Raw genomic sequence first — 21,251 nt, 5'->3', positions numbered from 1 at the left:
AGCATGACCACGTTCAAGCAGGCCCGCGCCTTTCTCCTCGAACACCGCAGCGATTACGACGCCGCCGTCGCCGGCTTCCGCTGGCCTGATGCCGTCGATTTCAACTGGGCGCTCGACTGGTTCGATGCCGAGCTGGCATCCGATCCCGCGAGCAAGGATCGCACGGCGCTCTGGATCGTCGATGCGCCCACGGCCAGCGAGACTAAACTCTCCTTCGCCGATCTTTCCCGCCGCTCCAACCAGGTCGCGAATTTCCTGCGCGCCCAGGGGCTGAAACGCGGCGATCACCTCTTGCTGCTGCTCGGCAATGTCGTGCCGCTCTGGGAGACGATGCTGGCCGCCATCAAGCTCGGCGTCGTCATCATTCCCGCAACCACGCTGCTGACATCCGACGAATTGCAGGATCGCCTCGATCGCGGCAAGGCAAAGCTCGTCGTCGCGTCGGAGGACCAGGTCGCCAAATTCGGCAGCCTGAAGACCGCCGGCATCAAGCAGATCGTCGTCAATGCATCAAAGCCGCATGACGGCTGGCTCGCCTTCGAGACATCCGCAGACTTCCCCGATACATTCACAGCGGATGGCGCTACGAAAGCCGACGATCCGATGCTGCTCTATTTCACGTCGGGCACCACGGCGAAGCCAAAGCTCGTGCGGCACAGCCAGCGCAGCTATCCCGTCGGCGGGCTGTCCACCATGTACTGGATCGGCCTGCAGCCCGGCGACATCCATCTCAATATTTCTTCGCCCGGCTGGGCCAAGCATGCGTGGTCCTGCTTCTTCGCGCCGTGGAATGCGGCGGCCACCGTGTTCGTGGTCAACCAGCCGCGCTTCGATGCCAAGAGCCTGCTCGCCACCGTCGCGCGCTGCGGCGTCACCACGCTGTGCGCGCCGCCCACCGTGTGGCGGCTGTTCATTCAGGAAAAGCTTGCCGACACCAAGGTATCGCTGCGCGAAGTTTGCGGCGCCGGCGAACCGCTCAATCCGGAAGTGATCGAGCAGGTGCAGGCCGCATGGGGCCTCACCATCCGCGATGGCTACGGGCAGACCGAGACCACGGCACTGGCCGGCAATTCACCGGGGCAGCCGGTGAAGGTCGGCTCCATGGGCCGGCCATTGCCGGGCTACACCGTGCGGGTGATCGATGCCGATGGCCAGCCTGCGAAGGAGGGGGAGGTCGGCCTCGTGCTCGGCGCCGACCGGCCGGCCGGCCTGATGCAGGGCTATCAGGCCGATGACGGCAGCGTCACCGGCGCCAGCGGCGAGATCTATCGCAGCGGCGATGTCGTCTTCGTCGATGACGACGGCTATCTCACCTTTGTCGGCCGCGCCGATGACGTGTTCAAGTCGTCGGATTATCGCATCAGCCCGTTCGAGCTCGAAAGCATCCTGATCGAACATGATGCGGTGGCGGAAGCCGCCATCGTGCCGAGCCCGGATCCGATCCGCCTCGCGATCCCCAAGGCCTATGTGATGCTGGTCGGCAGCGCCAAGCCCGATGCGGACACGGCGCTGTCGATCTACACGCATCTGCAGGAGCGTCTGGCGCCGTTCAAGCGCATCCGCCGGATCGAATTCGTCACCGAGCTGCCGAAGACGATCTCCGGAAAAATCCGCCGCGTCCATCTGCGCCGCCTCGAACACGAGAACGACCGCAGCGATGCGCTGCGCGGCATCGAGTTCAAGGAAGAGGATTTCCCGCAATTGCGCGGCGGCGGCTAGGCCGAAAGGCGCAGTGTCAAGGGCTTGGCAGCGGCCTCCGCTTTGTGGAATCTGCGCCCGCAAACAAGAAGGGAAACCCGGACACGATGATCTCGCGTGAAGCCTATATCGCCATGGTCGGCAAGGAAGTCGGCGTCTCCGAATGGCATCTGGTCGATCAGGCCCGGATCGACGCCTTTGCCGCCGCCACCGAGGATCACCAGTTCATCCATGTCGATCCCGCCCGCGCGCGCGAGACGCCGTTCGGCACCACCATCGCGCATGGTTTTCTCACCATGTCGCTGCTCTCGGTGTTCTCCTACGAGGCGCTGCCGAAACTCGCAGATGTGGCCATGGGTGTGAATTACGGCACCGACAAGATCCGCTTTCTCTCGCCGGTGAAAGCCGGCTCGCGCCTGCGCGGCCGCTTCGTGCTCACCGAGGCGACGCTGCGCAAGCCGAATGAACTGTTCACCCGCACATCGGCGACCGTCGAGATCGACGGCGAGGACAAGCCGGCGCTGGTCGCCGACTGGCTCGGCCTCGTCTACTTCAACTGAGGAGCTTTACGCATGACCATTCGCTTTGACGGCCGCGTGGCCATCGTCACCGGGGCCGGCAATGGCCTCGGCCGCGCCCATGCGCTCGGCCTCGCCAAACTGGGCGCCAAGGTCGTCGTCAATGATTTCGGCGGCGCGCGCGATGGCACCGGCGGATCGCTGACGGCGGCCGAAACCGTGGTCGAGGAAATCCGCGCGGCCGGCGGCATCGCCATGGCCGATGGCGCCGATGTCTCGAATTTCGAGCAGGTCACCGCGATGGTGGCGAAGGCCACCAGGGACTGGGGCAGTGTGGACGCGCTCTGCGCCAATGCCGGCATTTTGCGCGACAAGTCCTTTGCCAAGATGGAAGTCGCCGATTTCCAGAAGGTGCTCGACGTGCATCTGGTCGGCACCTTCTATTGCTGCAAGGCCGTGTGGGAAGGCATGCGCGCGCGCAATTACGGGCGCATTGTGCTCACCACCTCCTCGTCGGGTCTCTACGGCAATTTCGGCCAGGCGAACTACGGCGCGGCGAAGACCGGCATGGTCGGCCTGATGAATGTGCTGGCGGAAGAGGGCCGCAAGACCGACATCCGCGTCAACATCGTCTCGCCCACCGCGGCGACGCGCATGACCGAAGAACTGCTGCCGCCCGAAGCGCTGAAGCTGATGAAGCCGGAAGCGATCACGCCGGCGGTGGAATACATGCTGAGCGAGAATGGCCCGACCAAGACCATCATGGGCGCCGGTGCTGGCTCCTTCGCGGTGATCCGATTGCTGGAGAGCGAAGGCAAGAACTTCGCCGAGGATCAGTGGACCGCGGACACCGTCGCGGCACACTTCGCCGAGATCAGCGACATGTCCAATGCTCGCGTGCTCGATGGCGCCTTCCATCAGACGCAGAAATATGTCGAGCAGGCTGCCAAGAGGCTCGGCCTCAAGATGTGATCCTGTAGGGTGGGCAAAGGCGCGCCGCGCCGTGCCCACCTTCCCATGCACGGCCGGTGAAGGTGGGCACGCTTCGCTTTGCCCACCCACCATGCTACGCCGCTCCGATGAGCGATGTTTCGACAATTGACGCGGCGGTGATCGGCGCGGGCCCTGCCGGCCTGATGGCCGCCGAGACTCTGGTCAAGGCTGGTGCCCGCGTCACCATCTTCGATGCCATGCCATCCGCCGGCCGCAAGTTTCTCATGGCCGGCCGCGGCGGGCTCAATCTCACCCATAGTGAACCGCTGCCCAATTTCATGGCGCGCTACGGCGCTGCGGAAGCGCGGCTCGCGCCTGTCATCGATGGCTTCACGCCAACCGATCTGCGCGCCTGGAGCGAAGCGCTCGGCCAGCCGACCTTCATCGGCTCCAGCGGCCGCGTGTTTCCGGAATCTTTCAAGGCCTCGCCACTGCTGCGCGCGTGGCTGCGACGGCTCGGCGAGAGCGGCGTGAGTTTTGCCTTTCGCCATCGCTGGACAGGCTGGAGCGCCGATGATGCGCTGAGATTCGAGACATCTGACGGCGAGCGCCTTGTATCTGCGAAAGCGACGGTGCTCGCCCTCGGCGGTGGAAGCTGGGCGAAGCTTGGCTCCGACGGTTCATGGGTCGATATCCTTGCCGCAAAGAACATCGCCATTGCGCCGCTGCGGCCGGCGAATGTCGGCTTCGATGTCGCGTGGTCGGATATTTTCAAGGATCGCTTCGAGGGCCAGCCGCTCAAAGGCATCGCGCTGTCCTTTGGCGCGCATGCGGTGCGCGGCGAGGCGATGGTCACGCGTTCAGGCATCGAGGGCGGTGGCATCTATGCGCTGTCATCTGTGCTGCGCGAGGCTGTGATGGCCGATGGCAAGGCCGTGCTCAATATCGCCCTGCGGCCGGATCTCGATGCCGGCGCATTGACGCGCAAGCTGGCGGCGCCACGTGGCAAACAGTCGTTCTCGAACTTCCTGCGCAAGGCCTTGCATCTATCGCCGGTGGCGATCGGGCTGTTGCAGGAAGTGGCAATTGCGGAGGACGTTCAGCTGGCGTCGCTGGAGCCGGAGAAACTTGCTGCGCTGATCAATGCCGTGCCGGTGGTGCTCACGGGCGTCGCACCGATCGCGCGCGCGATTTCCAGTGCTGGCGGCGTCGTATTCGATGAGATCGACGATGCCTTCATGCTGAAGCGCATGCCCGGCGTATTCGTGGCCGGCGAGATGCTTGACTGGGAAGCGCCGACGGGCGGCTATCTGTTGCAGGCGTCGTTTGCGACGGGTGTGGCAGCGGGGCAGGGCGTGTTGAACTGGATCAATCTCTGACTCCTCATGGTGAGGAGCGCGCCCTTGCGCGCGTCTCGAACCATGGATGGCCTGGCTCGGAGCCCGCGGCCATCCTTCGAGACGCCGCTGCGCGGCTCCTCAGGATGAGGGACTGAGTTCAGCGCAGCTTCCCGCGCGCGGCGATCGGCAGCGTGCCGACGATCTCATCGCCGCGCACCATCACCACCTCGTCGAACATGTTCACCACCACGCAGACATGGTTCGGCACGATACGCACGACATCACCGACATTCGGCCGCGTATTGCTGCGGGCAAGGTCGAGGAAGCCATGTTCCTCGGCGAATTTCGCGATCTTCGCTTCGGGATGTTCGAGGATCAGGCCGTAGCCATCGAGGCCGCCGGTGTCGGGCGTCAGCGTCTTCGAGCCGGCATCGAGAATGCCGCGCTCCGGGCCGGCGCGGCTGACCACGGTGGAATAGACGTTGAGCGCGCAGTCGTCCCAGGTGGCCGAGCCCGCGGCGACCTGCATGCGGTCGTTATAGATATAGGTGCCGAAGCGATGTTCGGTGGCGCCTTTCAGCGAGCCGACATTTTTCAGGTTCGGCGTGCCGCCGGTGGAGACGATGGTCGGCTCCAGCCCTTCGGCGCGAACACCAGCCAGAGCTTCGTCGAAAAAGCGCTGCGCATCGGCCCAGCCGTCTTCCGTCGGATAAAGCATGAAGCCCGCGAAATTCAGGCCCTTGGCGGCTTTGACCTCGCGCGCGAGCGCAATGGCTTCTGCCGGCGTCTCGACGCCGGCGCGCTTGCGGCCGGTGTCGCATTCGATCACGACATTGAGGTCGCGGCCGGAAATTGCCGCCGCTTTCGGCAGATCGGCGATGACGAAGGAATTGTCGGCGGCCACCGTGATGGTGGCCTTTGCCTGCAGCGCACCGAGGCGGGCCATCTTCTCGTCGCCGAGCAGGTTGTAGCTGATCAGGATGTCGTCGATCCCCGCATCCGCCATGATCTCGGCCTCGCCGAGCTTCTGGCAGGTGATGCCTTTGGCGCCGGCCTCGATCTGCAATTTGGCCAGCACCGGGCTCTTATGCGTCTTGATATGCGGACGGTTGGCGATGCCGGCGTCGTCGCAGACCTTCTGGATGCGCGCGATATTGCGCTCCACACGGTCCATGTCGATGACGAGGGCGGGCGTGCCGTAGTCGCGGGCGATCTTTGCGGCGAGGGTGGTGGTCATGATTGTGGCTCCGCTATTTCCACGTCATTGCGAGGAGCCCTTGCGACGAAGCAATCCAGTCTTCGCTTGTGGTCTTCTGGATTGCTTCGTCGCTGCGCTCCTCGCAATGACGGCTATGGGTTACGCGTTCTCAATTTCCTCGCGGAGCATTTCCAGCTCCAGCCATTGCTCTTCCGAGTCCTGCAAGTCCTTCTGCGCCTTGGCGAGCGCAGCGGTTGCGGTGTCGAATGTCTTGCGATCCTTCGTATAGAGCTTGGGATCGTCGAGATGGCGCTGCTGCTTGGCGATTTCCGAGCGCAGATTGTCCATCACCTTGGGCAGCGTTTCCAGCGCGTGCTTTTCCTTGAAGTTCATCTTGCGCTTGGCCACAGGCTTCGACGACCCCGACGAGCCGTTGCCCTTCGCAGCCTCGGCCACAACCGCCTTCGCCTCGCGCTTCAGGTCGGCGCCACGCTGCGCCAGCATGTCGGTGTAGCCGCCGGCATATTCCATCCACTTGCCGTCGCCTTCGGGCACGATCACCGAGGTCACCACGCGGTCGAGGAAGTCGCGGTCATGGCTGATCAGGATCACGGTGCCGGGATAATCGGCGAGCATTTCCTCGAGCACGTCGAGGGTTTCGAGATCGAGGTCGTTGGTCGGTTCGTCCAGCACCAGCACGTTGGACGGTTTGGCCAGCGCACGTGCCAGCATCAGGCGGCCGCGCTCACCGCCGGAGAGCACTTCTAGCGGCGTGCGCATCTGCTCCTGGCCGAACAGGAAGTCCTTCATGTAGCCGACCACATGCTTGGGCTGGCCGTTGACCATCACATGGTCGCCGCGGCCGCCGGTGAGGGCTTCCGCCAGCGTGGTCTTCGGATTGAGGCTTTCGCGATGCTGGTCGAGCGTCGCCATCTCGATATTGGCGCCGAAGCGCACGGTGCCGGAATCCGGCGGCTCGGTGCCGGTCAGCATGTTGATCATGGTCGTCTTGCCGGCGCCGTTGGGGCCGACCACGCCGATGCGGTCGCCACGCTGCACGCGGATCGAGAAGTCGTCGACGATCTTGCGGTCGCCATAGGTGCGCGAGATGTTCTTCGCCTCGAAGATCAGCTTGCCGGACTTTTCCGCCTCGGCGGCTGCGAGATTCGCGTTGCCCTGGGCGCCGCGATAGTCGCGGCGCTGTGCGCGCAGCTCGTGCAGGCCGGCGAGGCGCTTGACGTTGCGCTTGCGGCGGCCGGAGACGCCGTGGCGCAGCCAGTGTTCTTCATTGACGATCTTGCGGTCGAGCTTGTGCTGGTCGCGCTCTTCTTCGGCCAGCACGTCGTCGCGCCATTCCTCGAAGGCCGAGAAGCCGCGATCGATCTGGCGGATCTGCCCGCGATCGAGCCATGCGGTCGAGCGGGAGAGATTGCTGAGGAAGCGGCGGTCATGGCTGATCAGCACCAGCGCGCAGCGGCGCGAGGCCAGTTCGCCTTCCAGCCATTCGATGGTGGTGAGGTCGAGATGGTTGGTCGGCTCGTCCAGCAGCAGGATGTCCGGCTCCGGCGCCAGCACGCGGGCGAGGGCCGTGCGGCGCGCTTCACCGCCGGAGAGGTTTTCGGGATTCTCCTGGCCGGTGAGCCCGAGCTGCTCCAGCAGATATTGCGCCTGATAGTGATTGTCGCCGTCATGCATGCCGGCTTCGACATAAGCGAGCGTGGTCGCAAAGCCGGAAAAGTCCGGCTCCTGCGGCAGATATTGCACGGTGGCGCCGGGCTGCACGAAGCGGCTGCCTTTGTCGTTGTCGACGATGCCGGCAACGATCTTCAGCAGCGTCGATTTGCCGGAGCCGTTGCGGCCGATCAGGCAGACGCGTTCGCCCTGGCTGACCGAGAGTTCGACGCCGTTCAGCAGCGGCGTGCCGCCGAAGGTCAGGAAGATATCTTTGAGCTGGATGAGCGGAGGAGCCATAAGGTCAGTTCAACTTTGTTTCGGCGCGGGCGCAAAGGCCGGGTCGCGCTGGATACGGCGGATGGTTTGATCCAAGGCCGACAGGAATGCCGAGCGGTCGCGCGGCGAGTAGGATTTCGGGCCGCCGGTGACTTCGCCTGACGAGCGCAGGTCGGTCATCAGGTTGCGGACGGCAAGGGTCATGCCGATGGATTCTTCCGTGAACGGTTTGCCGTTCGGTGCGATGACGGAGGCGCCTGCCTTGACGCAGCGGCTGGCCAGCGGAATGTCCGCGGTGATGACCACGTCGCCCTTCACGGCGCGCTCGGCGATCCAGTCATCGGCAGCGTCCATGCCGGAGCCGGCCGCGATGCATTCGATCATCGGGTCCTGCGGCACGCGCAGCCAGGTTCCCGCCACCACGCTGACCGGCAGATTGAAGCGCGCGGCGACGCGATAGATCTCGTCCTTCACCGGGCATGCGTCAGCGTCGATATAGATGCGGGTGGTCAAAGCATGCCTGTGGTTTCGGTGTCACAACGCCCGCGAGAATGTCAGTCATTTTCGCCGGGGCCGGGTGGCGTGGGCGGGATGCGGTTCCCGCTGCCTCGCCTTGCCTCGCGCGGGGTGAGGGGTATCATCTCCTGAAAGCGAATACCAATCTTCGCGCGCATTCGGAGGGAACATGACAGAGCTGATCGCGCCTTACCGCGTCGAGGCCTTCAACACGGCCAAACAGTCCGAAAACAAGATGCATGACGACACCGTGGCGCAGAAATTCGGCTTTTCGGGCGGATTGGTGCCGGGCGTGGATGTATTGGCTTATATGGTGCACCCGGCAGTTGCGCATTGGGGCCGGGAATTCCTGGAGCGCGGGCTGATCGAGGCGCGGTTCATCAAGCCTGTCTATGACGGCGAAACGGTCGATGTAACGGCGGAGCAGGCGGGCGAGGCGCTGACGCTGGCCGTCGAAGGCAAGGGCGAGGTCCGCGCCACCGGTTCGGCGTCGCTGTCGGCATTTCCCGTGGTTCCGGCGCTGTCGGATTATCCCGAAGTGCCGGCGGTGGCGAAGCGGCTGCCGGTCGGTCCCGACTCCTACGCGCAGGACAAATGGCTCGGCACGGCGCCGCGCGTCTGGCCGGAGGACGGGCTCGCCGAATATCTCGATGAAGTCCGTGAGACTGAGGAGATGTATCTCAGCGAGGGCCTCGTGCATCCCGGTGTGCTGCAGCGGATCATGAACAAGGTGCTGGTGGACAATGCGGTGCTCGGCCCATGGATTCACGTGGGCAGCCGGATGCAGCTGCTGGCGGCGGCGAGCGTCGATGACGAACTGGTGGCGCGGGCGAAGGTGACCGGCAATTACGAGAAGAAGGGGCACCGGTTCGTGGAGCTGGATGCCTTGATTGTCGCCAATGGCGTGACGCCCGTGGCGCATTGCCAGCATGTGGCGATCTATCAGCCACGGGAAGTGGTGGCGGCGTAGCTCGATGCGTAGGATGGGTTGAGCGCAGCGATACCCATCACCGCGGGCGCATGTGGTGATGGGTATCGCTGCGCTCAACCCATCCTACAGTCTCACACCACCGTCAGCGACCGCGCCACCGCCGTCTTCACCCGTGTATCCATCGGCTCCAGCTCCGAGCCGAACGCATCCACGAGATACCCGTCCCGCCCGACCAGATACTTGTGAAAATTCCACCGCGGCAGATCCTTCGGCCGGGCGTCTGCCGCCCACTTGTAGAACGGATGCGCGCCGGCCCCCTTTACCACGGTCTTCGCCGCGATCGGGAACGTGATGCCAAATCGCCCACGCGCGATGTCGTCGATTTCATGCGGCCCGCCGGGCTCCTGATTGCCGAAATCATTCGACGGCACGCCGATCACCATCAGCCCGCGATCCTTGAACTCAGTCCACAGTTCCTGCAGCCCCGCATATTGCGGAGTGAAGCCGCATTGCGAGGCGGTGTTCACCACCAGGATCGGTTTGCCCGCGTAATCGGCCAGCTTGATCTCGCCGCCCTTCAGGCCTGGGAAGGAAAAGCCATAGGCCGTCATCCGGCTGGTCTGGGCGCCGACGCGGGACATGGCTGCGGCAGCAGCCACGCCGCCAAGCAGCGTCGTCAGCAGGTGTCTGCGGTTGATCATGGCGGGCCTCATGCGTCGCATGCGGGCAGGGTGATCCCGCTCGCGCGCAACGTCAACCGGCGCATCAGCGCATGATTCCGAAAAGTGGGGCGCGATTTTCGGGCAAGATCACGCGTCTCTCCACCAACTCTCCCTCATCCTGAGAGTCTGACTCATAAAGCGATGGGGTATTTTTGGCTGGACTTGCTTGGGACAGAAATCCCAGCTCGCTTCTCTGTCCCTCATCCTGAGGAGCCGCGCAGCGGCGTCTCGAAGGATGGCCGCAGGCTCTGAACCCGGCCAACTCATGGTTCGAGACGCGGCCTACGGCCGCTCGTCACCATGAGGGCGGCGGGCGTCTCAACGCAGAAACTTGCTAGCGCATCGGCACCACGAATTCGGTGCCCTGGCCGGTTTCGCCGCCCGCCTTGATGCTCTGGTCGGAGACGATGATGGAGCCGCCGGTGGCGATCGCCTCGGCGATCTGCGCCATGGCGTCTTCGGGGATGGTGATGCGGTCCAGCGCCTCGGCGGCGCTGCCGGGAAGCGGCGGCACCTCCGCTGCGGCGGTCTGCTTGCGGCTAGCCGCTGTCGCCGCGCGATGCGGCACGGCCGGCAACGACACCGCCGTCCAGTGAATGCTCTTCGCCTCATCCTTGTCGATGCGCGCGGTGAAGATATGCGTGCCGAGCGGACGCTCGCCGGGCTTGATGGTGATGTCCGTCTCGAACAGCGGCGAGAAATTCTGCCGCACATAGAGCTTGCCGTCCTTGCCGCTGATCAGCACGGCGATCTGGCCGGTGCGCTTCGGCGACGTATCGGCGGGCGGCGGGATATCGACCGCATCGACCTTGGCCGTTGCCGGCTTGAGTTCGGGCTTGGCCTCGACCTTCGGCGCAGCGGCCGGACGGGTGTCGTCCTTCCTGGCCTCGGGCGCCTCGCCAATCTTGGCCGCCGCGGCGTCCACGTCCTGACGCGTCACGCGCGCCGCATCGTCGGGCTTGTTCTCTGCCGCTTTCGTGACCTCGGCGCTGGCCGCCGACATCTGCGCCATCGCCGTGTTCACATCCGATGCGACGGGCTTGGCCGGCATGCCGACGGCATTGCTGGCATCGGCGGTGACGGTCGTGCTGCGCTCGGCGGAGGTCGCCGGCTTGAGGCGAATATCGTCGGGCTTCACCTCGGTCGATTTGCCGTTGCTCTTGGCGCCCGGCTGCTCGTCCTTCGGAGCAGCCATCGGTGCGGCGGCGACCGGCGCTGGCTTCTGCGCGATCAATTGCGGATGCGTGAATTCCGCCGGCGAAATCTCGCCGGGCGTGATGATCACGCGGGCACCCATGCGGGTCCAGGCCCATAGTTTTGTGGAAAACGCCATCGGCATGCGGATGCAGCCATGGGATGCGGGATAGCCGGGCAGGGCGCCGGCATGCAGCGCGATGCCGGACCAGGTCACGCGCTGCATATAGGGCATCGGCGCGCCGCTATAGATGTTCGACTTATGCCATTTGTTCTTCTGGATGATGCTGAATACGCCGGTCGGCGTGTCATGGCCTTTCATCCCGGTGGAAACCTTGGTTTCCGCGAACAGGCCATTGGCGTCGAACACGCGCATGGTCTGCCTGTCCAGCGAGATCATGATCACCACGGGGCCGACCGGCTTGGCATGCGCCTTCGCCTCTTTCTCGAATGTCGCGCCCTGCTGCTTCAGCCGGTTGTCGCGCCGGACCTGCGGCGGCACCGGAGGCGGCGCATCCATCACGCGCGGGCGCATCGGGTCTTCGTCGAACCAGAACACCGCATGCGCCGGCGCTGCCACGCCCAGCGTGAATGTGGCCAGCAAGGCCGCCTGCAACAGGTGACGCGGGGACCATGCGCGACTGGAAACAGACGTCCCGCTCAGAAGCATGCGCTTGCCGGTCGGGCTCCCCGAAAACTGAAAAAACGTCACGCTGAAAATCCTCGAATTCATCTCGAAGCATTAGTGTCGCGGGCGCAAAATGCGTTCACCGGCAGGCGAATCGCGCCGCTGCTTACTTGTGTACGGAGGGTAACAAAAAACACTCACATTGGATTAACGCGGCGCCTGCGCTCTACCGCCGCGCGGCGCAATCGCTACATAGACGGGGTGAGACACGGAGAGTTGAATGTCATTGATCGGTTTGAGCTTTCGCTTGGGTTGGATGCGCGCGGCCGCGCTCGCTTTGGTCGCTGTGGCCATCGGCGCCGGTAGCGTCGCTCATGCGGCCGATGAGCCTGATCTCATCTTCCGCCGCTCGACCGTGTTCAAATGGCTGAGCCCGAATGACAAGCTCGCCACGTACGGTGTGGACGATCCCGAAGTGGAGGGCGTCGCCTGCCATTTCACGGTGCCGGAAAAGGGTGGCTTCAAGGGCTGGCTGGGTCTTGCCGAGGAAGTGTCGGACATCTCGCTGGCCTGCCGGCAGATCGGCCCGATCAAGTTCAAGGCCAAGTCCGATCAGGGCGAGGACATGTTCCGCCAGCGCCGCTCGCTGTTCTTCAAGAAGATGCAGATCGTGCGCGGCTGCGACGCCAAGCGAAACGTGCTGGTCTATATGGTCTATTCCGACCGGATCATCGAGGGTTCGCCGAAGAACTCGACATCGTCGGTGCCGATCATGCCGTGGGGGCAGGCAGACACCGCCATCCAGAAATGCGGCGATTATATCAAATAGCGGCTAGCTGGCGCGCAGCGCCGCCTGCTGGCGGCGCAGGCGGTCCCAGGAGGCCGCCGTGTCGACGGACGGCCCGCGATAGCCGACCAGCCGCACCAGCTGCTGCTGCGAGCATTCGTTGTCGCGCAGGCAGGATGGCGTCGGCTTCAACGCGGCGGCGGTGCCACGCACATCCGGCGCAATGGTGACACGCAGCTCGGCGGTGTTGACGATGAGCGTGTCGCGAACCTCGTTGTTCCCGGTCTCGTCTGCCACGGTGGTCTTCCTTCTATCCCCAGCGCAACACAAACGCACAACTGCCTGAATAAGTTGCATTCTGCGGGTCCGCGCCCCGCTTAAAGCGCATCACGGTTAAGCTCAGGTGACGCCCGTATGACCAATCGACGCCGGCGATTGTTTCGTGGCGCCGGTTCCGACGAAACACATGCGGGCGCCGACGAAACCACTTTGCGCTTGGCGTGCCGTGCCGCCGAAACGGCCGCCGGCTATCACTGTCCCCACGACACGGCGCCCGGTGCCGGTCACGGGAGATGTCAGATGCGCTTCGCCAGCCTCATCCTCGCTTTCGCGTTCCTGTTCGCCGGCCCGTCGCTGGCGGGATCGACCGATGGCGGCCTCCCGCATGCTGGCAGTTTCAGCTTCAACGGCGCGCCCGCGGCGCCGGCTGTGCTGCTCGTGGCGTCCGTGCGCTGACCGGCGATCTTTTGCGTCCACAACAAGAAAAGTCCGGAATGATAAAAGTCCAACTCGCCGCGGTTACTTACCTCCTCATTTTCTTCTTGGGCTTCGGCAGCCATGCTGCCCACGCCCAGCTGTGGGACGCGTCGGGCTTGCGAAAATTGCCCGATCGGCGGGCCGAATTCGTGCGCCAATGCGTCCCGCATATGGTGGGCCGCTGGGCCCATCCGAACAGCGTCTGCGCCTGCCTGCACGACCACGCGGTCGCTGCCGTCGAGGACCAGGACCTGCGCGAGGCGCTGCTGCGCGGCATTTCCGAGCGCGGCGTGCCGAGCATCGATAAGGATTGGGTCCCGGCAGCCAAGCAATCGCTGATCAGCGCGACTTTCAGTCAGATCGCCAAGCCCGCTCTGCAATGTATGTATGATCCCGCACTGGACTGATGCCCAGGGTGGTCGCGTGTAGGAGGTATAATTTTCTTCCACACCCTCGGAGCGAATTGAAATATTGCTACGAACCAGCCTGGCGCGCTATCGTTCAGTCGGGAATGCAGTGCCGGAAGCCTCTGGAGTGCATGTTTCAGGGGATTGGAATGACGAGCGTGGGTCGGTTGGCAGGCAAGGTGGCGATCGTCACCGGTGCGGGATCGCGTGGCGATGGCATCGGCAACGGACGTGCCGCCGCGGTGCTGCTGGCCCGCCACGGCGCCAAGGTTGCACTGGTCGATCTCAATCCCGACTGGGCCGAAGAGACCGCGCGTCTCGTCAAGGCCGAGGGCGGCGCCTCGCAGATCTATGACGGCGATGTCAGCGACCCCGCCACCTGCGAAGCCATTGTCGAGCGCACCATCGCCGGCTTTGGCCGCATCGATATCCTGGTCAACAATGTCGGCGTCACCGGGCCGCGCGGCGATGCCGTCGAGGTCGATGTCGGATCATGGGACGAGGCGATGCGCATCAATGTCGCCTCCATGATGCTGATGTCGAAATACGCGATCCCGGAAATGGTGAAGACCGGCGGCGGCTCGATCATCAACCTGACATCGGTGGCTGGCCTGCGTGGCGGCCATCCGAGCCTGCTCTATCCCACATCGAAATCGGCCGTGATCGGCCTGACCCGCGCCATGGCCGCGCATCACGGCCGCGCCGGCATTCGCGTCAACTGCATCGCGCCTGGCACGGTCTATACGCCGATGGTCACATCGCGTGGCATGAGCGAGGACATGCGGCAGGCGCGTGCCGAGGTGACGCTGCTCGGCACCGAGGGCACGGGCTGGGACATCGGCTATGGCGTGCTGTTTCTCGCCAGCGACGAAGCGCGCTGGATTACCGGCGTGACGCTGCCGATCGATGGCGGCGCCAGCGCCGGCCAGAGCAATCTGCCGGTGCCGCCGAGCGAGCAGCCGAAGCATTAGCGTTTTTTCGATTGAGACGACCACCGCCCTCATGGTGAGGAGCGCGCCCATTGGCGCGCGTCTCGAACCATGGCGTGTATCGCCATTCGCTGGGAGACACCGCGCAAACGCGCGGCTCCTCAGGATGAGGGAGAGTGCGTGGACAGGGCGCCTCATCTCAAAATGAAACGCTCTGGAGACCGTCCAGCTCAAGTCTCGGCAAAGTGATCCCGTCCGCATGACGCGCGATGATACGGCTTCCGCGCGCAACATTTTGGCTGCGTGGAAGAGGGATCATGACAATGCGTTTTTCAATCGGGCTGGTCGCAGCTTTGCTGCTTGCCACACCAGCGATTGCAGCGGACACAGCGACGCTCGAAGCCAATAAAAAGACGGTGGTCGAGTTTTACGAGAAGGGTCTCAACCAGAAGGATTTTGACGCTGCCGCGAAATATTTCGGCCCGCGCTACGTCCAGCACAATCCAACCGCGCCGGATGGCATCGAAGGCTTCAAGAAATTCATCACCTTCCTGCGCGAGAAATTCCCGGACTCCCATAGCGAGATCAAGAAGGTCTTTGCCGATGGCGACTATGTGATCCTGCACGTCCACGCGGTGCGCGAAAAGGGCACCCGGGGCAATGCCATCGTCGACATCTTCAAGCTGGAAAATGGCAAGATCGTCGAACACTGGGACGTCAACCAGCCGATCCCGGAAAAGGCCGCGAACGAGAACGGGATGTTCTGAGGGCCTGAAACTTTGACGTAGCAGAGCGCTGATACCTCTCCCTCCAGCGAAGCACAGCTTCGCGCCGGGGGAGAGGTGATGGCGCGTTCCTGCTCGGGTCTCTCGTTGGCAGGCCTTACCGCACCTTTGTCCCGCCGCGCGGTACGCATTTCTTGACGCGGGCGACGCCGCCGCCGCTTGCAAGCGTCGCGCCCATCACTTCCTTGATCTGGCCGGTGGGGCAGGAGCCGTCATCCACCCAGATGCGCTGGCCGAGCCGCAGATCGACGATGTCAGCCTCGCGCGACACCTGATCGACGGCGAGGGCCGGCGAAGCTGCGGTGACGAGTGCGAGGATGCTGAAGGCGAGGGCCGTGCGCATAAGGAGATCCGTTACTTGTTCTGAACCTTGACCCCGTTCGGGCCGAGATTGATCTGCAGGCCTTCGGGCTCTTTCTTCTCCTGGTAGAGATTGTAGCCGAGGACGCCGATGCCGACGATGAGCGCGCCGATGATGAGGAAAAGCACGTTGCGATTGCCGGACATGAGGTCTCCGTGAGGCCGTTGGTGATGCAATTTACGGACGCGCACCCGATTCTGAAAGCACGCGGCCGTTCCCCATAATTGCGATCCCCCCGCACCGGTTCCATGACGCGGCATCGTCTTCGTTTCAGAGTGTCCAGCCAGACACATACGTGGCCGCGATCCGAGATGAGGATTGCGCTCGGCCTGCATGGTTCGAGACGCCCTCACCATGAGGGACGTCTATCGCGACACTCTTCCCTCATCCTGAGGTGCTCGCCCTCTTGGGCGAGCCTCGAAGGATGGCCGCCGAACTCCGAGGCCTGCCACCCTTGGAAGTTCGCAAACTTGCAGCCGACGCCTTGGCCAATGTCTCCGCCGCAGCCATCAGCTTGCGCATCGGATGACCGGAAAAGCCGAGCACAAAGCCGGGCGCGGGGCGTGCGCGCAGATAAGTGTCCGCGAGCAGCCAGCCCTCGACACCGGCAGATGCCTTGGCATCCGCGGCAATCTGCAGCGGCGTCGTTGGCGCAAACCGCGCGACCAGATGGAGGCCCTGCGACGGTACGGGCACTGAAAGCTGTCCGTCCGACGCCTCGATCAGCGTGTGCGCCAGCGCGTCACGGGCCTCGCGATAGCGGCCGCGCATCTTGCGCAGATTGGCGGCGAAGGCGCCGGAATTCAGCATGTCGGCGATCGCGCCTTCCATCACGGTGGACGGGAAACGATCCATCGCCGCGCGCGCTGCAGCGACAGGGCCGATCAGGCTCTCGGGCAGCGCGCAGTAGCCAATGCGCAGGCCGGGAAACAGCGTCTTCGCAAAAGTGCCCATATAGACGACGCGGCGCAGGTGATCGATGCCGGCGAGCGACAGCAGCGGCGCGCCGTCATAGCGGAATTCGCTGTCGTAATCGTCCTCGAACACGAAGGCGTTGGCCGCACGCGCCCAGTCGAGCAATTCCAGTCGTCGTGGCATCGCCATCTGCACGCCAAGCGGAAACTGATGTGAGGGCGTGACATAGGCCGCGCGCGCGCGGGGCGCCGCCGCTCGGCCCTTGGCGACGATCATGCCGTGATCATCCACCGGCACCGAGATCGGCTTGCCGCCATAATGCTCGATGGATTTTCGCGCGGCGGGGTAGCCGGGATCCTCCACCCAGATCTGCTCGCCGGGTTTGAGGATCGCCGACAGCACGATGCGCAAGCCATGCTGGGTGCCGGACGTCAGCATGATCTGGTCGGGATCGCAGCGCAGGCCACGCGCAGACAGCAAATGGTTGGCGATGGCGATGCGCAGCTCACGGCTGCCGCGGGGATCGCCGTAATGCAGATGCTCGCTGCCGAAGGCGCGCATGCGCCGGCCGACGAAAGCACGGAAGTGGCGCAGCGCGGTCTCGTCGATATCGGTGCAGCCAAGCGCCAGTATGCCGCGCTGGGGTTCGGCAATGGCGATGCGCTTCGGCGCCTTTACATTGATCGCCGATGGAATGCGCTCCGCCACGAATGTGCCGGAGCCGACGCGTGCCACAGCAAAACCATCGGCGATCAAACGCTCATAGGAATCGGTAACAGCGTTGCGACGAAAGCCGGTCTGTTCGGCGAGATGTCGCGACGGTGGCAGTGCCTCGCCGGGCTTGGCAACGCCTGACGTGATGGCGTGGCGCAGCGCTTGATAGAGGCGCTCCGGTGCGGAGGCCTGCTTGTCGATATGCGCGCCATCGAGATCCAGCGGGAGCTCATGAGGGCTGGCCGAGACCGACTTTTTGGCGCGTGAATTGGTCGGAATTTTTTGCATGGAATTGGCACTATCGCAGACCAATCCGGCGGCTACAACTGTTTCGAACGCTTCCAATCCACGGGGATATGCTGTGAGCACCGCCGAACTTAAGACCTCAGACGACACCACGCCGACCTATCCGCTCACCGGGCGCAACCGCGTGAAGCGGCGGCACGATCGCGGCTTCTATGACCACGAGACCGTGCACAAGATCCTGGACGCCTCGATGATGTGCCACGTCTCCTATGTCATCGATGGCCAGCCTTACTGCACGCCGACCTTCTTCTGGCGCGAGGGCACGACGTTGTACTGGCATGGCTCGAGCGCGAGCCGCATGCTGAAGAACCAGACCGCCCATCAGCGCGTGTGCTTGACCGTTGCGTTCCTCGACAGCCTCGTGCTGGCGCGCTGCGGCTTCAATCACTCTGCCGACTATCGTGCGGTGATGGCATTTGGAAACGCCTATCTCGTCACCGATCCCGAGGAAAAGGACCGCGCCGGCGTCGCCATGGTCGATCGCTTCTTTCCCGACCGTACCGCGAGCCTGCGCGCGACGACGGCGCAAGAGATGAAGGCGACATCATTCATCGCGATGGAAATCGAGGAAGCTTCGGCAAAAATCCGCGCCAAGGGTGTTGCCGACGATGACGAGGATTATGAGTTGCCGATCTATGCCGAGCGTATTCCGGTGAAGACCGTGCTCGGCGCGCCCGAGCCCTGTCCGCGCCTGCTGCCGGGTGTTGAGCGCCCAGCGTCGTTGCAAATTTTCAGCGAAGGCCGGTTGCTCGATGATGCACTGACGGATGCCTATTATCTGGAGTACCCGAAGGGATGAGGGGAGGCTAGGTTGCCGACGCCATGTGACTGATCGCCGGAGCCTGCTGAATGACGACCACCGATACGCAACGAAAAATCCTGGATGCCGTCGATGACAGCTTCGACGCGCAATTTCAGACGACAAGGGATTTCGTTGCGATCCCCTCGACTCGCGGGGCCGAGGGGCCGTGCCAGGACATGATCGGCGATCTCCTGCGAGCGCGCGATTACGAGGTCGATGACTGGCACATCGATATGGACGAACTCGTCGGCCAACGCGGCGTCGGCATCATCGAGCATGATTTCTCGAAGGCCCGCAGTGTGGTCGGCACCTATCGGCCGACCACGATGGCAGGCAAATCGCTGATCCTGCAGGGCCACTGCGACGTGGTGCCGGCCGGGCCGCTCGACATGTGGGATACACCGCCATTTGCGCCGGTGATCAAGGACGGCAAGATGTATGGCCGCGGCGCGTGCGACATGAAGTCGGGCACCATCGGCGCGCTCTATGCACTGGATGCGATCAAGGCCGCGGGCCTGAAGCCGACGGCGCGCATCCATTTTCAATCGGTGATCGAAGAGGAGAGCACCGGTGTCGGCGCGCTCTCGACCTTGCAGCGCGGTTACCGCGCCGATGCGTGTTTCATTCCCGAGCCCACCGGCGGGAAGATGGTGCGTGCACAGATCGGCGTGATCTGGTTTCGCATCAAGGTGCGCGGCTTCCCTGCCCATGTATTCGAAGCCGGCATCGGCGCCAATGCGATCAAGGCGGCGTATCATCTGATCCAGGCCGTCGAGCAGCTCGAAGCCGATTGGAATAAGCGCGCGGAAAGCGCGCCGTATTACGACAAGGTCCATCATCCCCTGAACTTCAATCCCGGCATCATCAAGGGCGGCGACTGGGCCTCCAGCGTGCCGGCCTGGTGCGACGTGGACTGTCGCATTGCCATTTTGCCGGGCTGGTCGGTGAAGGACTGTCAGGCCGAGATCGCCGCCTGTATCGACAAGGCTGCGCGGGCGCATCCTTTCCTTGCCAACAATCCGCCGGTGGTGGAATGGTCGGGCTATCAGTCCGAAGGCTATGTGCTGGAGAATGCCGACGAACCGGAAGCCGCCTTCGCCAAAGCCTTCGACGCCGTCTATGGCGGCAAGCCGGAGGATCTCGTCTTCACCGCGCTCACCGACACGCGCTTCTACGGTTTGAACCACGGCATCCCCGGCCTCAGCTTCGGTCCCGAAGGCAAGGCGATGCACGGCTTCAACGAATATGTGGATGTGGAGTCGGTCCGCAAATGCACCAAGGCGATGGCGCTGTTCATCGCGGAATGGTGCGGGGTGGAGCAGGCGTAGGGCGGATGAGCGCAGCGTCATCCGCCATTCTTCGCCACATGCCCTCGGCCGGCGGATGACGCCTTCGGCTCATCCGCCCTACGGCCACAACGCCGCGACGATCGCATCGAGCCCATCCGTCAACGCCGCCGGTCCCGGCTGCAGGATCAGTGGCGACTTGATCTCGACGATGCGATTGTTACGCACCGCCGGAATGTCATCCCATCCCGGCCGCTGCCTGATCTTCTCCGGCACGACTTTCTTGCCGCACCAGGAGGCGAGGATGACATCGGGCATCGCCTCGCGGACCTGATCCGGCGACACGATCCGATCCTTGGCCGCCTTCTGGAACCGCATCTGCGGGAACACGTCGATCCCGCCGGCCAGCTCGATCAATTCCGACACCCAACCGATGCCGGTGATGAGCGGATCGTCCCATTCCTCGAAATAAACCCGCGGTTTTGCCTGCCTCGATTTTGCCGCGGTGTTGACGCTGGACAGCCGCAACGAAAGTCGCGCAATCAGCTCATCTGCCCGGTTTTTCGCGTCGACCAGCGCGCCCAAAGTGCCGATCATCGCGAAGATTCCGGCGACGTCGCGCTGGTTGAAAACATGCACGGCAACGCCGGCGCGGATCAACGCCGCGGCGATCTCCGCCTGCAAATCCGAAAAGCAAAGAACGAGATCCGGCTCCAGCGCGAGAATTTTTGGCACATCGGCGGAGATGAACGCCGACACCCGCGGCTTCTCGCGCCGCACCTGCGGTGGCCGCACCGCATAGCCGGAAACGCCGACAATGCGGTCCTGCTCGCCGAGCAGATACAGCGTCTCCACGGTCTCTTCGGTGAGGCAGACAATGCGTTCGGGCGGGTAGCTGCGCATGGCATCGCTATGCCGCGGAAACGGGGGCTTGTCACGATGCGCCGCATCCGTCTCCATAGGCCATCAGTCCGCGCCACGATGGACGATCTTACAGGGAGAAAGTGATGACTCTGCTCGACAAGATCAAAAGCATTCCGATGCCGTTCTCGGTGTCGATGGGCGTCACCTTTGTCGAAGCCGAGCCCGAGCGCGTGGTCGCCACCATGCTGGTGCGCGAGGATCTCTGCACCACGCGCCACACCATCCATGGCGGTGCGGTGATGGCGCTGGCCGATGCGGTGGGCGCCGCGGCCACGGTTATCAACCTGCCGGACGACGCCAAGGGCACGACGACCATTGAAAGCAAAACCAATTTCGTCGGTGGTGCGGCCGCCGGCATCACCGTCCGCGCCACGGCGACGCCCATCCATCGCGGCCGTCGCACCCAGGTCTGGCAGACCCGGATCGAGACGGAGGAGGGCAAGCTGGTGGGGGTCGTCACGCAGACCCAATTGGTGCTCTGAGGCTGCGGATGGTCAATTTTCGTTAACTTTCAAAGCTATTGCATAGCTCGCCTGCGGCGGGCGCGGTCTTGTCGCAGGCTTCGATCTTGTAATTTGTTGTGCGATGCACAATATTGGGGTCGTACAAGAATCTCAGGTGTTCCAGGCGGCTAACCGCCGGAATTTGATC

Annotated in this window: 23 protein-coding genes; 13 read left to right on the top strand and 10 right to left on the bottom strand. The window is 63.8% G+C overall.

Translation table 11 applies throughout. The annotated features are described in order from the left end of the window. Positions 1–3: 3 nt before the first annotated feature. From AC1RQ5_RS19035 to AC1RQ5_RS19020, 4 genes are all read left to right on the top strand, one after another. A complete protein-coding gene (locus AC1RQ5_RS19035; RefSeq protein WP_493201009.1) occupies positions 4–1,719 on the top strand; it encodes an AMP-binding protein in 1,716 nt (571 codons plus the stop codon). 86 nt (positions 1,720–1,805) lie between these two features. Continuing rightward, positions 1,806–2,258, top strand: coding sequence for a MaoC family dehydratase (locus AC1RQ5_RS19030; RefSeq protein ID WP_493201007.1), 453 nt, complete (start codon positions 1,806–1,808; stop codon positions 2,256–2,258). Between the two features lie 12 nt (positions 2,259–2,270). Then, positions 2,271–3,188, top strand: coding sequence for an SDR family NAD(P)-dependent oxidoreductase (locus AC1RQ5_RS19025; RefSeq protein WP_493201005.1), 918 nt, complete (start codon positions 2,271–2,273; stop codon positions 3,186–3,188). Positions 3,189–3,295: 107 nt separating this feature from the next. Further along, complete coding sequence (locus AC1RQ5_RS19020) at positions 3,296–4,528, top strand: BaiN/RdsA family NAD(P)/FAD-dependent oxidoreductase (protein ID WP_493201003.1); 1,233 nt, start codon at positions 3,296–3,298, stop codon at positions 4,526–4,528. Between the two features lie 118 nt (positions 4,529–4,646). On the opposite strand, the gene AC1RQ5_RS19015 is transcribed toward AC1RQ5_RS19020, so the two are convergent. From AC1RQ5_RS19015 to AC1RQ5_RS19005, 3 genes are all read right to left on the bottom strand, one after another. Continuing rightward, positions 4,647–5,726: a D-TA family PLP-dependent enzyme gene (locus AC1RQ5_RS19015; protein WP_493201002.1), complete on the bottom strand. Its 1,080-nt coding sequence runs from the start codon at positions 5,724–5,726 to the stop codon at positions 4,647–4,649. A gap of 120 nt (positions 5,727–5,846) precedes the next feature. Next, positions 5,847–7,658 carry an ABC-F family ATP-binding cassette domain-containing protein gene (locus tag AC1RQ5_RS19010; protein WP_493201001.1) on the bottom strand — a complete coding sequence of 604 codons (1,812 nt, stop codon included), beginning with the start codon at positions 7,656–7,658 and terminating at the stop codon, positions 5,847–5,849. A gap of 9 nt (positions 7,659–7,667) precedes the next feature. Further along, positions 7,668–8,150 carry a YaiI/YqxD family protein gene (locus AC1RQ5_RS19005; RefSeq protein WP_493200999.1) on the bottom strand — a complete coding sequence of 161 codons (483 nt, stop codon included), beginning with the start codon at positions 8,148–8,150 and terminating at the stop codon, positions 7,668–7,670. Between the two features lie 172 nt (positions 8,151–8,322). Here AC1RQ5_RS19005 and AC1RQ5_RS19000 point away from each other — a divergent pair, with 172 nt between their 5' ends. Next, positions 8,323–9,123 carry a hotdog family protein gene (locus AC1RQ5_RS19000; protein WP_398479559.1) on the top strand — a complete coding sequence of 267 codons (801 nt, stop codon included), beginning with the start codon at positions 8,323–8,325 and terminating at the stop codon, positions 9,121–9,123. A gap of 92 nt (positions 9,124–9,215) precedes the next feature. Here the strand turns inward: AC1RQ5_RS19000 and AC1RQ5_RS18995 are convergent, their stop codons facing one another. Then, positions 9,216–9,785, bottom strand: coding sequence for a glutathione peroxidase (locus AC1RQ5_RS18995; protein ID WP_493200997.1), 570 nt, complete (start codon positions 9,783–9,785; stop codon positions 9,216–9,218). Between the two features lie 355 nt (positions 9,786–10,140). Beyond that, positions 10,141–11,604 (bottom strand): L,D-transpeptidase, encoded by a 1,464-nt coding sequence (locus tag AC1RQ5_RS18990; RefSeq protein WP_493200996.1) that lies wholly within the window; start codon positions 11,602–11,604, stop codon positions 10,141–10,143. Between the two features lie 340 nt (positions 11,605–11,944). Here AC1RQ5_RS18990 and AC1RQ5_RS18985 point away from each other — a divergent pair, with 340 nt between their 5' ends. Continuing rightward, positions 11,945–12,457, top strand: a complete 513-nt coding sequence (locus tag AC1RQ5_RS18985; protein ID WP_398483022.1) for a CreA family protein — start codon at positions 11,945–11,947, stop codon at positions 12,455–12,457. Between the two features lie 3 nt (positions 12,458–12,460). Here the strand turns inward: AC1RQ5_RS18985 and AC1RQ5_RS18980 are convergent, their stop codons facing one another. Beyond that, complete coding sequence (locus AC1RQ5_RS18980; protein ID WP_493200994.1) at positions 12,461–12,712, bottom strand: hypothetical protein; 252 nt, start codon at positions 12,710–12,712, stop codon at positions 12,461–12,463. Positions 12,713–12,994: 282 nt separating this feature from the next. On the opposite strand from AC1RQ5_RS18980, the gene AC1RQ5_RS18975 reads away from it, so the two are divergent. From AC1RQ5_RS18975 to AC1RQ5_RS18960, 4 genes are all read left to right on the top strand, one after another. Beyond that, complete coding sequence (locus tag AC1RQ5_RS18975) at positions 12,995–13,150, top strand: hypothetical protein (protein ID WP_398483013.1); 156 nt, start codon at positions 12,995–12,997, stop codon at positions 13,148–13,150. 38 nt (positions 13,151–13,188) lie between these two features. Continuing rightward, positions 13,189–13,578 carry a hypothetical protein gene (locus tag AC1RQ5_RS18970; RefSeq protein ID WP_493200992.1) on the top strand — a complete coding sequence of 130 codons (390 nt, stop codon included), beginning with the start codon at positions 13,189–13,191 and terminating at the stop codon, positions 13,576–13,578. 149 nt (positions 13,579–13,727) lie between these two features. Further along, positions 13,728–14,549: an SDR family NAD(P)-dependent oxidoreductase gene (locus tag AC1RQ5_RS18965; RefSeq protein WP_493200990.1), complete on the top strand. Its 822-nt coding sequence runs from the start codon at positions 13,728–13,730 to the stop codon at positions 14,547–14,549. A gap of 281 nt (positions 14,550–14,830) precedes the next feature. Beyond that, positions 14,831–15,274: a nuclear transport factor 2 family protein gene (locus tag AC1RQ5_RS18960; protein ID WP_398483007.1), complete on the top strand. Its 444-nt coding sequence runs from the start codon at positions 14,831–14,833 to the stop codon at positions 15,272–15,274. A gap of 115 nt (positions 15,275–15,389) precedes the next feature. Here the strand turns inward: AC1RQ5_RS18960 and AC1RQ5_RS18955 are convergent, their stop codons facing one another. The 3 genes from AC1RQ5_RS18955 to pdxR all read right to left on the bottom strand — a co-directional run bounded on the left by AC1RQ5_RS18955 (position 15,390) and on the right by pdxR (position 17,570). Then, positions 15,390–15,635: a DUF6719 family protein gene (locus tag AC1RQ5_RS18955; RefSeq protein WP_398483005.1), complete on the bottom strand. Its 246-nt coding sequence runs from the start codon at positions 15,633–15,635 to the stop codon at positions 15,390–15,392. An 11-nt stretch (positions 15,636–15,646) separates the two neighbouring features. Further along, on the bottom strand, positions 15,647–15,799 hold the full coding sequence (locus tag AC1RQ5_RS18950) for a hypothetical protein (RefSeq protein WP_398483002.1): 153 nt from the start codon (positions 15,797–15,799) through the stop codon (positions 15,647–15,649). Between the two features lie 238 nt (positions 15,800–16,037). Then, on the bottom strand, positions 16,038–17,570 hold the full coding sequence (pdxR, locus tag AC1RQ5_RS18945; protein WP_493200988.1) for a MocR-like pyridoxine biosynthesis transcription factor PdxR: 1,533 nt from the start codon (positions 17,568–17,570) through the stop codon (positions 16,038–16,040). 73 nt (positions 17,571–17,643) lie between these two features. Here pdxR and AC1RQ5_RS18940 point away from each other — a divergent pair, with 73 nt between their 5' ends. Together AC1RQ5_RS18940 and AC1RQ5_RS18935 are read left to right on the top strand one after the other, a co-directional pair. Beyond that, positions 17,644–18,387 carry a pyridoxamine 5'-phosphate oxidase family protein gene (locus AC1RQ5_RS18940; RefSeq protein WP_493200986.1) on the top strand — a complete coding sequence of 248 codons (744 nt, stop codon included), beginning with the start codon at positions 17,644–17,646 and terminating at the stop codon, positions 18,385–18,387. A 50-nt stretch (positions 18,388–18,437) separates the two neighbouring features. Then, entirely contained in the window at positions 18,438–19,718 is a 1,281-nt protein-coding gene (locus AC1RQ5_RS18935) for an ArgE/DapE family deacylase (RefSeq protein WP_493200985.1), read from the top strand. 78 nt (positions 19,719–19,796) lie between these two features. Here AC1RQ5_RS18935 and AC1RQ5_RS18930 read toward each other — a convergent pair whose 3' ends face one another. Next, complete coding sequence (locus AC1RQ5_RS18930; protein WP_493200983.1) at positions 19,797–20,579, bottom strand: cobalamin-binding protein; 783 nt, start codon at positions 20,577–20,579, stop codon at positions 19,797–19,799. Between the two features lie 104 nt (positions 20,580–20,683). On the opposite strand from AC1RQ5_RS18930, the gene AC1RQ5_RS18925 reads away from it, so the two are divergent. Further along, positions 20,684–21,082 carry a PaaI family thioesterase gene (locus tag AC1RQ5_RS18925; RefSeq protein ID WP_493200982.1) on the top strand — a complete coding sequence of 133 codons (399 nt, stop codon included), beginning with the start codon at positions 20,684–20,686 and terminating at the stop codon, positions 21,080–21,082. Positions 21,083–21,251: the final 169 nt, after the last annotated feature.

The organism is Tardiphaga sp. GW821-FHT12E02 (genome assembly GCF_058807155.1).
The sequence above is the reverse complement of the archived record's forward strand: the minus strand, read 5'-3'. Positions and strand labels throughout refer to the sequence as shown.

Bases quoted from the DNA above. Each gene is read 5' to 3' on its own strand.
- AC1RQ5_RS19035 (WP_493201009.1), top strand. From the start codon at position 4: ATGACCACGTTCAAGCAGGCCCGCGCCTTTCTCCTCGAACACCGCAGC.
- AC1RQ5_RS19030 (WP_493201007.1), top strand. From the start codon at position 1,806: ATGATCTCGCGTGAAGCCTATATCGCCATGGTCGGCAAGGAAGTCGGC.
- AC1RQ5_RS19025 (WP_493201005.1), top strand. From the start codon at position 2,271: ATGACCATTCGCTTTGACGGCCGCGTGGCCATCGTCACCGGGGCCGGC.
- AC1RQ5_RS19020 (WP_493201003.1), top strand. From the start codon at position 3,296: ATGAGCGATGTTTCGACAATTGACGCGGCGGTGATCGGCGCGGGCCCT.
- AC1RQ5_RS19015 (WP_493201002.1), bottom strand. From the start codon at position 5,726: ATGACCACCACCCTCGCCGCAAAGATCGCCCGCGACTACGGCACGCCC.
- AC1RQ5_RS19010 (WP_493201001.1), bottom strand. From the start codon at position 7,658: ATGGCTCCTCCGCTCATCCAGCTCAAAGATATCTTCCTGACCTTCGGC.
- AC1RQ5_RS19000 (WP_398479559.1), top strand. From the start codon at position 8,323: ATGACAGAGCTGATCGCGCCTTACCGCGTCGAGGCCTTCAACACGGCC.
- AC1RQ5_RS18995 (WP_493200997.1), bottom strand. From the start codon at position 9,785: ATGATCAACCGCAGACACCTGCTGACGACGCTGCTTGGCGGCGTGGCT.
- AC1RQ5_RS18985 (WP_398483022.1), top strand. From the start codon at position 11,945: ATGCGCGCGGCCGCGCTCGCTTTGGTCGCTGTGGCCATCGGCGCCGGT.
- AC1RQ5_RS18975 (WP_398483013.1), top strand. From the start codon at position 12,995: ATGCGCTTCGCCAGCCTCATCCTCGCTTTCGCGTTCCTGTTCGCCGGC.
- AC1RQ5_RS18970 (WP_493200992.1), top strand. From the start codon at position 13,189: ATGATAAAAGTCCAACTCGCCGCGGTTACTTACCTCCTCATTTTCTTC.
- AC1RQ5_RS18965 (WP_493200990.1), top strand. From the start codon at position 13,728: ATGACGAGCGTGGGTCGGTTGGCAGGCAAGGTGGCGATCGTCACCGGT.
- AC1RQ5_RS18960 (WP_398483007.1), top strand. From the start codon at position 14,831: ATGCGTTTTTCAATCGGGCTGGTCGCAGCTTTGCTGCTTGCCACACCA.
- AC1RQ5_RS18955 (WP_398483005.1), bottom strand. From the start codon at position 15,635: ATGCGCACGGCCCTCGCCTTCAGCATCCTCGCACTCGTCACCGCAGCT.
- AC1RQ5_RS18950 (WP_398483002.1), bottom strand. From the start codon at position 15,799: ATGTCCGGCAATCGCAACGTGCTTTTCCTCATCATCGGCGCGCTCATC.
- pdxR (WP_493200988.1), bottom strand. From the start codon at position 17,570: ATGCAAAAAATTCCGACCAATTCACGCGCCAAAAAGTCGGTCTCGGCC.
- AC1RQ5_RS18935 (WP_493200985.1), top strand. From the start codon at position 18,438: ATGACGACCACCGATACGCAACGAAAAATCCTGGATGCCGTCGATGAC.
- AC1RQ5_RS18930 (WP_493200983.1), bottom strand. From the start codon at position 20,579: ATGCGCAGCTACCCGCCCGAACGCATTGTCTGCCTCACCGAAGAGACC.
- AC1RQ5_RS18925 (WP_493200982.1), top strand. From the start codon at position 20,684: ATGACTCTGCTCGACAAGATCAAAAGCATTCCGATGCCGTTCTCGGTG.